The organism is Roseburia sp. CLA-AA-H209 (assembly GCF_020687575.1).
In the GTDB taxonomy this organism is placed as follows: domain Bacteria; phylum Bacillota; class Clostridia; order Lachnospirales; family Lachnospiraceae; genus Roseburia_C; species Roseburia_C amylophila.
The window spans coordinates 1-12,093 of the sequence record NZ_JAJEQU010000030.1 but is presented as its reverse complement, the minus strand read 5'-3'; the positions used below and the strand labels follow the sequence as shown (position 1 = coordinate 12,093).

Sequence of the window (12,093 nt, the reverse complement as noted above, 5' to 3'; positions counted from 1 at the left end):
GCGCACTGCGGCGTATAAGGTAGATGTCGCAAGCGACCGCCGCAGGCGCGAGAATGTGCCAAGGCACATTCTTTTTTCTCGTTAAGCGTTCGAAAAAGCTGCCGGTGGCAATTCCTTATAGGTTTTGATATATGATACATTATGATATATGCGTCAGCGGCATAAAATCAATCTGAAAGAATAGAAGAGCCGCATTTTTCACAATGAAATTTATAATAATAATAGCCAGTGCAATCCAAAGAAATACTTCCCGGAAATGCATGCCAATACGAAGCCTTCCCTTAGAGAGCCGCTCAATAGTCTGGGAAATCATAAACCAGGTGCAGAGCACAAAGGTATATGGCACAAAGGGATGATAAACTAGTGAGTGCAGGAAATCCCCATGCAGTAAAAAAGCTATCGCTCTGGTGCCGCCGCAGCCGGGACAGTAAAGTCCGGTCAGGCTGTGAAGCACACAGGGGAAAAGATATTTTGAAAGCTGGATATTTGTTGCTTTTATAAAAAGCACCAGCAGAAGAAGTGTGCCTATGATGCACCAGCCGGTGATATATAATCCGTTGTCCATAGCAGTGGACGTTTTTTTCTTTTTCATATAAACCCTCGCAAATCAGTATTCAAACAAAATATAGAATCTGTTGGTAGTATACAATTGTCATAAGGGAAAGTCAAAGTTATTGTGTTTCACCCAAGATATGTGTATAATAAAAAGAGGCACTTTTTTCAGACTTTGGAAGGAGGAATGGATGATGCAGATTGATGGATGGAATCCGAAAGACATAGGATATGATACCGGATACAATCATACATATGGGGTCGGAATTGACGCAGATGCGAAGAGTACCGGGGCGGCAGATGGCAGCAAAGGCGAATGCCAGACCTGTAAGAACCGGAAATATCAGGATGGTTCCAACGAGAATGTTTCTTTTAAATCAGCTTCCCACATCTCTCCGGAGGCGGCGGGAATCCGTGTGGCAGCCCATGAGGCAGAACATGTTTCCAATGCTTATGCCAAAGCAGCAGAAGGAAATGGTCAGGTGGTATCTGCAAGCGTAACACTTCGTACCGGCGTATGCCCGGAGTGCGGAAGAGTATATGTGGCAGGTGGAGAGACCAATACCACCATTAAGTATCCGAACGAAACAAATCCTTATCAGCAGGAGCGAAAGAGCCAGGATGCGGCAGATCTGACCGGAGCCAGAATCGACACAAGAAAATAAAAACAGGAGCATGAGATAGATGAAAAGAAAATCAGCAGAAATAAAACGTATAGCAAGAGAAAATCTTACCGGACATTATGGATTGCCAATGGGAGCCATGGTAGTATCGCAGTTAATCGTAACTTTGCCGACCATGTTCTTTTCCTGGAATTTGACTCCGTATTCCGGAAAAATGGAGTGGGCAATTTATTATGTAGCAGCATTTATACTGACATTGCTTGGTGTTGTTTTAAATATAGGAATTCTTCGGATTGCATTACGAATGGGAAGAAAGCAGCCATATAAGTTTACCGATATGTTCTATGGATTCAATCATCATCCGGATAAATACATTCTGGCATACCTTTTATTTATGGTTGTGGTATTAATTCCGATGCTTCCGGCAATCGCAGTCTCTGTTGGAATGTATGTGACTGCCATTTCCGGCAGCATGAAAATCACAGAGGGGATTTTTATTGGCTATGTAGTAGCTATGTGTGTACTTGGAATTGGAGGAGAAGTGATCGCATTTATTCTTTCCTTAAAATATTCCATGCTGTTTTTGATATTGCTTGAGGATAATACCAAGGGAATCCGGCAGGCAATGAGGGAAAGTAAAGCGCTGATGCAGGGCAACAAGGGAAGATACTTCTATATCATGTTAAGCTTCCTTGGCTGGTCCTTCCTTGGTCTCCTTTCATTTGGAATCGGCTTCCTGTGGATTGGACCATACTATACACAGACACAGGTGACATTCTATCGTGACATTACAGGAGAATTAGACCGGACAGAAAACCAGACAGACTCATACGGAACACAACAGCAGAATCCGCAGTACAGTACGTGGAGTGCTTCGGTATAAAAATAAGAAAAGAAAAATGCCGGGAAATCAGAATTGGTTTCCCGGCATTTTTCTTTTGCATATATTTACTGGTACATCTGATTCATTTCATTAAACTGCCGCATCAGTTCGTTATAATCAGCGGTATTTCCGTTGGACATCTGGTTGATGAAATCGGCGTTGGTAAACATCATGACAATGACGAAAGTATAAAGTGCAATAGTAAGTACAAGACCGATAATTCCAAGGACGATACCGATTTTGCCGGTGGTGGAAAAAGTCATCTCGCCGCCACGGGAAAGAAGTCCCAAAATAATGGCAAGTGCCCCACAAGGCAGTGCTGCATACAGGCAGCAGAAAGTTACAATGGAGACAATGCCAAGAGCAATGGATGCGGTGGCAAGTCCGGTGGAACGTTTGTCCATGTAATTACGTTGCGGTGCCTGGTTCATATTATATGAATAATTGGGATTTGGTTGATAGCCGTTTGGCTGCTGTTGAAAATCCATAAAAAACCTCCTCAAATCGTGAATAAATCCAGTATACCATTTTCTGCCGGAAAAAACAATAAAACCCAAAATCTTCCCTTTTGCAGAAATGCCGGATATGCTATAATGAGCGCAAACGCATCAACAGGAAAGGAAATACAAGATGGATATAACAGAAAAAATTGCCGAAGAACTTGGAATCAGAAAAAATCAGGCACAGGCAGCAATTCAGTTAATTGATGAAGGAAATACCATTCCTTTTATTGCCCGGTATCGAAAAGAAGCAACCGGCGCATTAAATGATGAAATATTACGTAACTTATTTGACCGGCTGACTTATCTTAGAAACTTAGAAGAGAAGAAAGCACAGGTCATTGCCAGCATTGAAGAACAGGGCAAGCTGACGGACGAACTGCGGAAACAGATAGAAGAAGCACAGACACTGGTAGTCGTAGATGATTTGTACCGTCCGTATCGACCGAAGCGCAGAACCAGAGCAACCATCGCCAAAGAGAAGGGCTTAGAGCCACTGGCCAATGTAATCAGTCTTCAGATGCTTAAGACTCCAATCTTAGAAGAAGCAGCAAAATATATCAACGAAGAAAAAGAAGTTCATACTGCAGAGGAAGCGTTAGAAGGTGCTAAGGATATTATTGCAGAGCATATTTCCGATGAAGCAGATTATCGTATCCGCATCCGTGACCTTACCGTAAAACATGGTCGGATTGTATCTGCTGCCAAAGATCCGGAAACAGAATCTGTTTATGAAATGTATTATGATTTTGATGAGCCGATTGCAAAAATGGCAGGACATCGTACGCTGGCATTGAACCGTGGAGAGGCAGAGAAAATACTGACAGTAAAAGTAGAAGTGCCGGAAGAACAGATTATTCCGTATTTACAGAAAAAGGTAATAACCAAAGATAATGCCATAACCAGACCTGTTTTAGAAGAAGTAATCGAAGACAGTTATAAGCGTCTGATTGCACCGGCAATCGAGCGTGAGATTCGAAGTGACCTTACGGAAAAGGCAGAAGACGGAGCAATCAAAGTTTTCGGAAAAAACTTAGAACAGCTTCTGATGCAGCCGCCAATTGCAGGACAGGTTGTGCTTGGCTGGGATCCGGCATTCCGTACCGGATGTAAGCTTGCAGTGGTAGATCCGACCGGAAAAGTATTGGATACGACAGTCATTTACCCGACAGCACCACAGAATAAGGTAGAGGAAGCAAAAGTAGTATTAAAGAAACTGATTTCCAAGTATCATATTACACTGATTTCTCTTGGAAATGGAACAGCATCCCGTGAGTCAGAGCAGATTATCGTGGATTTATTAAAAGAGATTCCGGTAAAAGTACAGTATATTATTGTAAATGAAGCAGGTGCTTCCGTATATTCTGCAAGTAAACTTGCAACAGAGGAATTCCCAAACTTTGATGTGGGACAAAGAAGTGCCACTTCCATGGCAAGACGGTTGCAGGATCCGCTGGCAGAGCTGGTTAAAATTGATCCGAAATCCATCGGAGTCGGTCAGTATCAGCATGACATGAACCAGAAAAAATTAAGTGAAGCCTTAGGCGGCGTGGTAGAAGACTGCGTAAATAAAGTTGGTGTAGATTTAAACACCGCATCCGTATCCCTGCTGGAATACATTTCCGGTATCAGCAAAGTGATTGCGAAAAATATCGTGGCATACCGGGAAGAAAATGGAAAATTTGCATCCAGAAGCCAGCTTTTGAAAGTGGCAAAATTAGGACCGAAGGCATATGAACAGTGTGCCGGTTTTCTTCGTATTACCGGTGGAAAGAATCCGTTGGATGCAACCGGCGTGCATCCGGAAAGTTATGAAGCAACCAGAAAGCTTTTGGAAAAATTAGGATATTCAGAAGAAGAGATAACCGGTGGCGGATTAACCGGGATTTCAAAGAAGATTTCAGATTATAAGAAACTGGCAGCAGAATTGGAAGTAGGAGAACTTACTTTACGGGATATTGTAAAGGAACTGGAAAAGCCGGCAAGAGATCCGAGGGAAGATATGCCAAAGCCGATTCTGCGGAGTGACGTACTGGAAATGAAGGATTTGACCCCGGGAATGGTATTAAAAGGAACCGTCCGTAATGTCATTGACTTCGGTGCCTTTGTGGACATCGGAGTACATCAGGATGGACTGGTACACATTTCCCAGATGAGCGAACGCTATATCAAACATCCGCTGGAAGTGGTCAGCGTGGGAGATATTGTAGAAGTAAAAGTAATGAGCGTAGACCTTAAGAAACAGAGAATCCAGCTGACTATGAAACTGTAAATAAAAGGTAACAGATAAAATTGGGTATTGACAAGGAAAAAGTGAAGCTCTACAATAAACCCATAGTAATTGAATAGGAAGTCTTCGGGGCAGGGTGATATGCGAAGCATAGATTCCCGACCGACGGTGATTGTGCATGACACATTAGTCCGTGAACTGCAGTATTGCAGTTGATTTGGTGAAAATCCAAAACCGACAGTATAGTCTGGATGGGAGAAGATAAGTGACCATTAAGGTGATTATTTTGCGTGCCCCGGATAGTTTTATCCGGGGCTTTTATGGTACACCAATACTCCGGACATCCCTTGCAAGAGCTAAAAGTAAAGAAAAAAGGAGTAAAAGAAATGAGTACAAACAGTGTAACAACAAACAGCAACGTAAAAACAGGTGTAAATGCAAGATATCTGACGATGACAGCAATGCTTTCAGCCATTGCGTTCATCCTGATGTTCCTTGATTTTGCAGTTCCGTTTATGCCAAACTTCATCAAACTGGATATTTCAGAACTTCCGGCATTGATTGGAGCATTTTCCATGGGACCGGTCAGCGGAATTGTAATCTGCCTGATTAAAAATCTGATTCATCTGACTATTACAACCACAAGTGGTGTTGGAGAATTGTCCAATTTCATTCTTGGAGTAGCGTTTGTGCTTCCGGCAGGACTGATTTACAAATTTAAGAAGAACCGCAAAGGTGCATTAATCGGTTCTTTAGCAGGAGCACTTTTCATGGCAGTATTCAGTGTGGTATCAAACTATTTCCTGGTATATCCGTTCTATACAGCATTTATGCCGGAAGATGCCATTATTGGTGCTTACAATGCAATCGCTTCTGCAGTAGGCGGACATATGGATAATTTATTGGAGTGTCTGGTAGTATTTAATATGCCATTCACCTTCTTAAAAGGTATGATTAGTGTTGGAATTACATTTTTGATTTATAAACATATTTCACCAATTATCAAAGGAACCAACAGCCGTAAGAATTAGACGTCCCTTTTTTGCCCGACACAAAATTGATAAAGAGTTTGTCTATTCCCGAAAATAATGCTATACTTCAATCAGAAAAGTAAGCAGGAGGAAAGACAATGCCAATTGAATTTGATGTAAAAATAACAGCGAACGATATGTACCGGTTTAATATGTATCATATATATACCAGTTTTACCGGAATCTTTTCCATCTTGGCAGCGGTGCTTGGATTTGTAGCCGCAGTGGGAACCTATGGAAAGGTAGATACCATGTATACGGTGCTTTACATCATATTTGGCATTGTCTTTCTTTTTTATTTTCCATTAACCTTGAAAATGCGGGCGGCAAGACAGATTTCCATGTCAGAGGCACTGAAAAGTACACTGCATTATATGTTGGATGATGAAGGTGTCCATGTATCTCTGGGAGAAGAAAATGCCCTGCTGGAGTGGAAACAGATTTATAAAATGGTGTCAACAAAGCATAATGTTCTGATTTACAGCAGCCGCGTGAATGCATATATCCTGCCGATGGAAATTGTAGGCGGACAGTATGCAGCGTTGAAGGAACTGGCAGATAAGAATTTGAAGAAGCACCAGAATTGTATGAAGAAGAGATAGGAAGAAAAGTATATGGTATATGAAACATTTTCGGCAGAAGAAACAGAAAAGTTAGGCGAACAGATTGGACGGGAAGCAAAGCCGGGAGAAGTGTATACATTAATCGGAGATTTGGGAGTAGGAAAAACCGTTTTTACCCAGGGAATAGCCAAGGGTTTGGAGATAACAGAACCTATCTGCAGTCCGACTTTTACTATTGTGCAGGAGTATGAAGAAGGAAGAATGCCATTTTATCATTTTGATGTATACCGGATTGCGGATATTGAGGAAATGGATGAAATCGGCTATGAGGACTATTTTTATGGAAATGGTCTGACCATGATAGAATGGGCAAATCTGATTGAAGAAATTTTACCGGATCATTACCGGCAGATAACAATAGAGAAAGATTTGGAAAAAGGATTTGATTATCGCAGGATAACAATAGAAGAGGTGGAACGATGAAAATATTGGGATTGGACAGCTCCGGACTGGTAGCCAGCGTAGCAGTAGTAGAAGATGATGTGCTGTTGGGAGAATTTACTGTAAATTATAAGAAAACACATTCACAGACCTTACTGCCAATGTTAGATGAACTTGCGAAAATGATAGAACTGGATTTGGATACATTAGATGCCATTGCAATTGCAGCGGGCCCGGGCTCATTTACCGGACTTCGGATTGGCTCTGCAACAGCAAAAGGATTGGGACTTGCACTGGATAAGCCGTTGATATCCGTACCGACCGTGGATGCACTGGCATACAACCTCTATGGGCATAGAGATATTATCTGTCCATTAATGGATGCCAGAAGAAACCAGACCTATACCGGTTTATATCAGTTTGAAGACGAAAAAATGCAGGTATTGTGCCCACAGTGCGTTGTGGGAATTGATGAGATTGTAGCAAAGATAAATGAAAACAATGCTCCGGTTGTATTTTTGGGGGATGGTGTCCCGGTATTTGCCACTTATATAGAAGAAAACTGTAAAGTGCCATATTCCTTTGCACCGGCACATGTGAATAAGCAGCGTGCAGCAGCTGTTGCAACTTTAGGAGAAGAATATTACAAAGCAGGTAAATTAGAATCTGCAGAAGAACACAAACCGGAATATCTGCGCCTTTCCCAGGCAGAACGCGAGAGGATGGAACAGCATGGAAATTCGTAGAATGTCAGAGGCAGATGTTTTTGATGTAGCAGCCATAGAGGCAAAAGTTTTTTCACAGCCATGGAGCGAGCAGGGATTTCGCGATGCTCTTGCCATGAACCATGTGATTTTTCTGGTGGCAGAAGAAGCGGGTTCCATCTTAGGATATTGTGGAATGTATATGGCATTAGATGAAGGTGAGATTACCAATGTGGCAATAAGTGAAGCCTGCAGAAACAGAGGTTATGGGGAACAACTGGTAACAGAACTAATGCAGCAGGGTAGAAAACATGGTATTCGCCGGTATGTTTTAGAGGTAAGGGTATCCAATGAGCCTGCCATTCGCCTGTATCAGAAACTTGGATTCTCTGTACTTGGAACTCGAAAGAATTTTTATGAAAAGCCCTCAGAGGATGCATATATCATGAGCAGGGTCCAGTAATTTCCACTGCAAATTTATTGGAATGGTTCTATAATGAAAGAGAGACACAAGATAAGAGACGGAGGATGCGGAATGGTTTGCAATTGTTGTGGAAAAGAAATCGAAGAACGAAAACAGGATTATATTTATATAGAAAAAGAATGGAATTATTTTTCTGCTAAGGATGGTGTGAAAAGCAAACTGCGTGTATGCGAGTCCTGCTTTGATGAATGGACAAAACAGTTTGTGATACCGCCTTTAATGGAAGAAGTAACAGAAATTGTATAGAGAGCTGAGGAAATAGAATGTTAGATGTCTGTTTATTAGGAACCGGTGGAATGATGCCATTGCCATATCGTTGGCTGACTTCACTGATGACAAGATATAATGGCAGCAGTCTGATGGTTGACTGTGGCGAAGGAACCCAGATTGCAGTAAAAGAAAAAGGCTGGAGCTTTAAGCCGGTGGATATTATGTGCTTTACACATTACCATGCGGACCATATCAGCGGACTGCCTGGAATTCTTCTTACCATGGGAAATGCAGAACGAACTGAGCCACTGACGATGATTGGACCAAAGGGACTGGAACGTGTGGTAAATGCACTGCGTGTGATTGCACCGGAACTGCCTTTTGAGATTAAATTTATAGAACTGACGGAACCGGAAGAGACTATAGAATTAAAGGGATATACGATCCATGCTTTCCGGGTGAACCATAATGTTACCTGCTACGGCTATACCTTGGAGATCCCAAGGGCTGGAAGATTTTCAGTGGAACATGCATTAGAATGTCAGATACCGCAGAAATACTGGAGCCGCCTGCAAAAAGGTGAAATTATTGAAGAAGAGGACAAGACCTATCTGCCGGAAATGGTATTAGGCCCGCCAAGAAAAGGCATCAAGCTGACATATTGTACTGATACCCGCCCGACGGAGAGCATTGCAAAAAATGCCAAAGATTCCGATTTATTTATCTGTGAAGGTATGTATGCAGAAAAAGAGAAACTTGCAAAAGCGAAACAATATAAACATATGACTTTTTATGAAGCAGCACATCTTGCCAAGGATGCCGGGGTGAAAGAAATGTGGCTTACCCACTTTAGCCCGTCCCTTGTAAGGGGCGAAGACTATATGGATGCTGTAAGGAAGATATATCCGAATGCATATTTAGGCAAAGATGGAAAGAGTGTTACACTGGATTTTGAGGAGGCGTAAACATGAAGAAACGTACAGCAGGCATAATTAAGACAGTTATTATAGGTGTGATTTGCGTTGGAATTGTGGCCGGATTTTATTATTATCTGACAAACCGCTCACCAAGAAGTGTGGAAACAACAGGAGAAACAGATGAGATAACCTCTGTTTTAAGTAAAAATTTAGAGAAGGATTATCCGGCGTCACCTCGTGCTGTAATCAAATATTATAATAGGATTCTGCTCTGCCTTTATAATGAAACTTATGATGATGAGCAGTACCAGAAGCTGTTGGAGAAGATGCGTGCACTGATGGATGAAGAGTTATTGGAAAACAATCCGCAGGATACATTTTCAACCCAGATGCAGAATGACATTGCGGCTTATAAAGCAGAAAGTAAGATTATAGCAACAGCATCTGTCTGCGATACAGATGAAGTGGCTTATAAGAAAGTAGAGGGAAGTGATTGTGCCTATGTGACGGCATCTTATTTCCTGCGCTCTACCAAGGCATATAACCGGGCTAACCAGGAATATGTGCTGCGTAAGGATGAGAATGGGGACTGGAAAATATTAGGATTTGTGGCACTGGAAGGAGACAATGGTGATGCAGAAAAATAAAGGAGATATTGCAATTCTTGCAATAGAAAGTTCCTGCGATGAGACTGCGGCAGCAGTTGTAGTAAATGGAAGGGATGTAAGATCGAATATCATTTCATCCCAGATTGCATTACATACCTTATATGGAGGTGTGGTTCCGGAAATTGCATCCCGTAAACATATTGAGAAAATTAATCAGGTAATAACAGAAGCAATGCAGGAAGCGCAGGCAGACTGGGCAGATATAGACGCAATCGGTGTAACTTATGGACCGGGATTAGTGGGTGCCCTCCTGGTTGGTGTGGCAGAAGCAAAAGCAATCAGTTATGCAAGAAATATTCCACTGGTAGGTGTGCATCATATTGAGGGACACATCAGCGCAAATTATATTGAAAATAAAGAGTTAGAGCCACCATTTTTATGCCTTGTGGTATCCGGCGGTCATACACATCTGGTAAAAGTACTGGATTATGGAAAATATGAGATACTTGGAAGAACCAGGGATGATGCAGCAGGTGAAGCCTTTGATAAAGTGGCGAGAGCAATCGGATTAGGCTATCCGGGTGGACCAAAGATTGAAAAAGTAGCACATGAAGGAAATCCTCATGCTGTGGAATTCCCAAGACCGAAGATTGCAGATGGGGAGTATGACTTCAGCTTCAGTGGCTTAAAGTCTGCTGTTTTAAACCATCTGAACAGCTGTAAAATGAAAGGTATTGAGATTGTGCAGGCGGATATTGCAGCATCTTTCCAGAAAGCGGTTATTGATGTGCTGGTGGGAAATGCCATGCATGCCATTGAAAAATATCAGATTGATAAATTTGCTATTGCGGGCGGAGTGGCTTCTAATGGAACCTTAAGAGGAGCAATGGAAGAAGAGTGCCGGAAGAGAAATGTGGCATTTTATCATCCGTCGCCGATTCTCTGTACCGATAATGCAGCAATGATAGGGGCAGCAGCATATTATGATTACCGGGCGGGAATCCGTTCCGGACTTGATTTGAATGCAGTACCAAACTTAAAATTAGGAGAACGTTAATGGCAAAGTATACAGCGATCGTGCTTTCTGCGGGAAAAGGAAGCCGCATGGGAAGCTCTGTCCATAAGCAGTATCTGCTTCTTTGTGGGAGGCCGGTGATTTATTATACCCTTAAGGCATTTGAAGAAAGCCCGGTAGATGAAATCGTACTGGTAACCGGTGAAGGAGAAGAGGAATACTGCCGGAAAGAAATTGTAGAAAAATATAAATTGCATAAAGTAACGAAGATAGTAAAGGGTGGTAAGGAACGTTACCACTCTGTTTTTCAGGGCTTAAGTGCGTGTGAACATACGGATTATGTACTGATTCATGATGGGGCACGCCCGTTTATCGGACAGGAAGTCATCCGACATATAATGGATGAAGTGCAGAAAAAACATGCATGTATTGCAGCTGTGCCGGTGAAGGATACCATAAAAAAGGTAGATGAAAACGGAAAAGTAGAGGATACCCCACCAAGAAAAAGCCTTTATACGGTACAGACACCGCAGGCATTTTCCTATTCCCTGATTTATGATTCTTACCAGAAGATGATAGCGGATGGAAGAGAAGATGTTACAGATGATGCAATGGTAGTGGAGGCATATGGAAAAGTTCCGGTATATGTAATAGATGGTAGCTATCGCAACTTTAAGATTACAACACCGGAAGATTTGGAAATGGCGGAGTTTATGCTGAATGCAGGAAATCCTGGTAAAGGTGTATGCTCATAGAAAATAAACCATCCGGCATCAGTGGAAAATCAAATGGATATATTTTGAAATTTTGAAAAAATGAAAATAATTGTTGACATGCTATCTATTTGATGATAGAATCATTTTTGCGCTGATTTGAAGCGTATCAATATGGAGAGATATCGAAGTGGTCATAACGAGGCGGTCTTGAAAACCGTTTGTCCGCAAGGGCGCGTGGGTTCGAATCCCACTCTCTCCGCTTCCAACTTAATAATTGGAAACTGATTCGGAGAAGTACCCAAGCTGGCCGAAGGGACACCCCTGGAAAGGGTGCAGGTCGTTAACAGCGGCGCGAGGGTTCAAATCCCTCCTTCTCCGCTCGCTTGTGAGATGATTATGCGGACGTTCGACAATGGATTTTACGACTGTAAAAAATAAGTCAAAAAAAGTAAAAAAAGTTGTTGACAAAGAGAAAGTCCTGTGATAATATAAACAAGCTGACCGGTGAGAACAAAGCAAAAGAGTTCGCAGAACTGGTCAAGAACCTTGATAACTGAACAGTGAAATAACCTTGAAAGATTTTGAGAAAAACGTAATCAAAAGATTACAAAATCAT

Annotated in this window: 15 protein-coding genes, 2 tRNA genes and 1 riboswitch; of the genes, 15 read left to right on the top strand and 2 right to left on the bottom strand. The window is 42.0% G+C overall.

Going from position 1 to position 12,093, the window contains the following annotated elements; genetic code table 11:
* Window positions 1-139: 139 nt before the first annotated feature.
* On the bottom strand, window positions 140-592 hold the full coding sequence (locus LKD41_RS15110) for a DUF2752 domain-containing protein (RefSeq protein ID WP_227701634.1): 453 nt from the start codon (window positions 590-592) through the stop codon (window positions 140-142).
* A 151-nt stretch (window positions 593-743) separates the two neighbouring features.
* Between LKD41_RS15110 and LKD41_RS15105 the strand changes: the two genes are divergently transcribed.
* Window positions 744-1,217, top strand: coding sequence for a hypothetical protein (locus LKD41_RS15105; RefSeq protein WP_227701633.1), 474 nt, complete (start codon window positions 744-746; stop codon window positions 1,215-1,217).
* Window positions 1,218-1,236: 19 nt separating this feature from the next.
* Entirely contained in the window at window positions 1,237-2,058 is an 822-nt protein-coding gene (locus LKD41_RS15100; RefSeq protein ID WP_227701632.1) for a DUF975 family protein, read from the top strand.
* A 65-nt stretch (window positions 2,059-2,123) separates the two neighbouring features.
* Here LKD41_RS15100 and LKD41_RS15095 read toward each other — a convergent pair whose 3' ends face one another.
* Complete coding sequence (locus LKD41_RS15095) at window positions 2,124-2,546, bottom strand: DUF4190 domain-containing protein (protein ID WP_022243544.1); 423 nt, start codon at window positions 2,544-2,546, stop codon at window positions 2,124-2,126.
* Between the two features lie 142 nt (window positions 2,547-2,688).
* Here LKD41_RS15095 and LKD41_RS15090 point away from each other — a divergent pair, with 142 nt between their 5' ends.
* From LKD41_RS15090 to LKD41_RS15030, 13 genes are all read left to right on the top strand, one after another.
* A complete protein-coding gene (locus LKD41_RS15090) occupies window positions 2,689-4,830 on the top strand; it encodes a Tex family protein (protein WP_227701631.1) in 2,142 nt (713 codons plus the stop codon).
* A gap of 76 nt (window positions 4,831-4,906) precedes the next feature.
* A riboswitch (FMN riboswitch) is annotated at window positions 4,907-5,055 on the top strand.
* Between the two features lie 119 nt (window positions 5,056-5,174).
* Window positions 5,175-5,819, top strand: a complete 645-nt coding sequence (locus LKD41_RS15085) for an ECF transporter S component (RefSeq protein ID WP_022243542.1) — start codon at window positions 5,175-5,177, stop codon at window positions 5,817-5,819.
* A gap of 98 nt (window positions 5,820-5,917) precedes the next feature.
* Window positions 5,918-6,421 carry a YcxB family protein gene (locus LKD41_RS15080; RefSeq protein WP_117947710.1) on the top strand — a complete coding sequence of 168 codons (504 nt, stop codon included), beginning with the start codon at window positions 5,918-5,920 and terminating at the stop codon, window positions 6,419-6,421.
* Between the two features lie 12 nt (window positions 6,422-6,433).
* On the top strand, window positions 6,434-6,865 hold the full coding sequence (gene tsaE / locus LKD41_RS15075) for a tRNA (adenosine(37)-N6)-threonylcarbamoyltransferase complex ATPase subunit type 1 TsaE (protein ID WP_022243540.1): 432 nt from the start codon (window positions 6,434-6,436) through the stop codon (window positions 6,863-6,865).
* Window positions 6,862-7,569 (top strand): tRNA (adenosine(37)-N6)-threonylcarbamoyltransferase complex dimerization subunit type 1 TsaB, encoded by a 708-nt coding sequence (gene tsaB, locus LKD41_RS15070; RefSeq protein ID WP_227701630.1) that lies wholly within the window; start codon window positions 6,862-6,864, stop codon window positions 7,567-7,569. Before tsaE ends, tsaB begins: the two co-directional genes overlap by 4 nt.
* Complete coding sequence (rimI, locus tag LKD41_RS15065; protein WP_022243538.1) at window positions 7,556-7,990, top strand: ribosomal protein S18-alanine N-acetyltransferase; 435 nt, start codon at window positions 7,556-7,558, stop codon at window positions 7,988-7,990. Before tsaB ends, rimI begins: the two co-directional genes overlap by 14 nt.
* A 33-nt stretch (window positions 7,991-8,023) precedes the next feature.
* Window positions 8,024-8,257 carry a hypothetical protein gene (locus LKD41_RS15060; protein WP_227701629.1) on the top strand — a complete coding sequence of 78 codons (234 nt, stop codon included), beginning with the start codon at window positions 8,024-8,026 and terminating at the stop codon, window positions 8,255-8,257.
* Window positions 8,258-8,274: 17 nt separating this feature from the next.
* The gene (locus tag LKD41_RS15055; protein WP_227701628.1) at window positions 8,275-9,186 is read left to right on the top strand and encodes a ribonuclease Z; all 912 of its coding nucleotides are present in this window, start codon (window positions 8,275-8,277) and stop codon (window positions 9,184-9,186) included.
* A 2-nt stretch (window positions 9,187-9,188) separates the two neighbouring features.
* Window positions 9,189-9,785 (top strand): DUF6715 family protein, encoded by a 597-nt coding sequence (locus LKD41_RS15050; protein ID WP_022243535.1) that lies wholly within the window; start codon window positions 9,189-9,191, stop codon window positions 9,783-9,785.
* Window positions 9,772-10,803 carry a tRNA (adenosine(37)-N6)-threonylcarbamoyltransferase complex transferase subunit TsaD gene (gene tsaD, locus LKD41_RS15045; RefSeq protein WP_022243534.1) on the top strand — a complete coding sequence of 344 codons (1,032 nt, stop codon included), beginning with the start codon at window positions 9,772-9,774 and terminating at the stop codon, window positions 10,801-10,803. The genes LKD41_RS15050 and tsaD overlap by 14 nt, the downstream gene beginning before the upstream one ends.
* The gene (ispD, locus tag LKD41_RS15040; RefSeq protein ID WP_227701627.1) at window positions 10,803-11,516 is read left to right on the top strand and encodes a 2-C-methyl-D-erythritol 4-phosphate cytidylyltransferase; all 714 of its coding nucleotides are present in this window, start codon (window positions 10,803-10,805) and stop codon (window positions 11,514-11,516) included. The genes tsaD and ispD overlap by 1 nt, the downstream gene beginning before the upstream one ends.
* A 134-nt stretch (window positions 11,517-11,650) precedes the next feature.
* Window positions 11,651-11,736: transfer RNA gene (locus LKD41_RS15035), tRNA-Ser, on the top strand.
* Between the two features lie 29 nt (window positions 11,737-11,765).
* A tRNA-Ser gene (locus LKD41_RS15030) sits at window positions 11,766-11,855 on the top strand.
* Window positions 11,856-12,093: the final 238 nt, after the last annotated feature.

Excerpts from the sequence above, each read along its gene's own strand:
- LKD41_RS15110 (WP_227701634.1), bottom strand. The coding sequence starts at position 592 with ATGAAAAAGAAAAAAACGTCCACTGCTATGGACAACGGATTATATATC.
- LKD41_RS15105 (WP_227701633.1), top strand. The coding sequence starts at position 744 with ATGATGCAGATTGATGGATGGAATCCGAAAGACATAGGATATGATACC.
- LKD41_RS15100 (WP_227701632.1), top strand. The coding sequence starts at position 1,237 with ATGAAAAGAAAATCAGCAGAAATAAAACGTATAGCAAGAGAAAATCTT.
- LKD41_RS15095 (WP_022243544.1), bottom strand. The coding sequence starts at position 2,546 with ATGGATTTTCAACAGCAGCCAAACGGCTATCAACCAAATCCCAATTAT.
- LKD41_RS15090 (WP_227701631.1), top strand. The coding sequence starts at position 2,689 with ATGGATATAACAGAAAAAATTGCCGAAGAACTTGGAATCAGAAAAAAT.
- LKD41_RS15085 (WP_022243542.1), top strand. The coding sequence starts at position 5,175 with ATGAGTACAAACAGTGTAACAACAAACAGCAACGTAAAAACAGGTGTA.
- LKD41_RS15080 (WP_117947710.1), top strand. The coding sequence starts at position 5,918 with ATGCCAATTGAATTTGATGTAAAAATAACAGCGAACGATATGTACCGG.
- tsaE (WP_022243540.1), top strand. The coding sequence starts at position 6,434 with ATGGTATATGAAACATTTTCGGCAGAAGAAACAGAAAAGTTAGGCGAA.
- tsaB (WP_227701630.1), top strand. The coding sequence starts at position 6,862 with ATGAAAATATTGGGATTGGACAGCTCCGGACTGGTAGCCAGCGTAGCA.
- rimI (WP_022243538.1), top strand. The coding sequence starts at position 7,556 with ATGGAAATTCGTAGAATGTCAGAGGCAGATGTTTTTGATGTAGCAGCC.
- LKD41_RS15060 (WP_227701629.1), top strand. The coding sequence starts at position 8,024 with ATGAAAGAGAGACACAAGATAAGAGACGGAGGATGCGGAATGGTTTGC.
- LKD41_RS15055 (WP_227701628.1), top strand. The coding sequence starts at position 8,275 with ATGTTAGATGTCTGTTTATTAGGAACCGGTGGAATGATGCCATTGCCA.
- LKD41_RS15050 (WP_022243535.1), top strand. The coding sequence starts at position 9,189 with ATGAAGAAACGTACAGCAGGCATAATTAAGACAGTTATTATAGGTGTG.
- tsaD (WP_022243534.1), top strand. The coding sequence starts at position 9,772 with ATGCAGAAAAATAAAGGAGATATTGCAATTCTTGCAATAGAAAGTTCC.
- ispD (WP_227701627.1), top strand. The coding sequence starts at position 10,803 with ATGGCAAAGTATACAGCGATCGTGCTTTCTGCGGGAAAAGGAAGCCGC.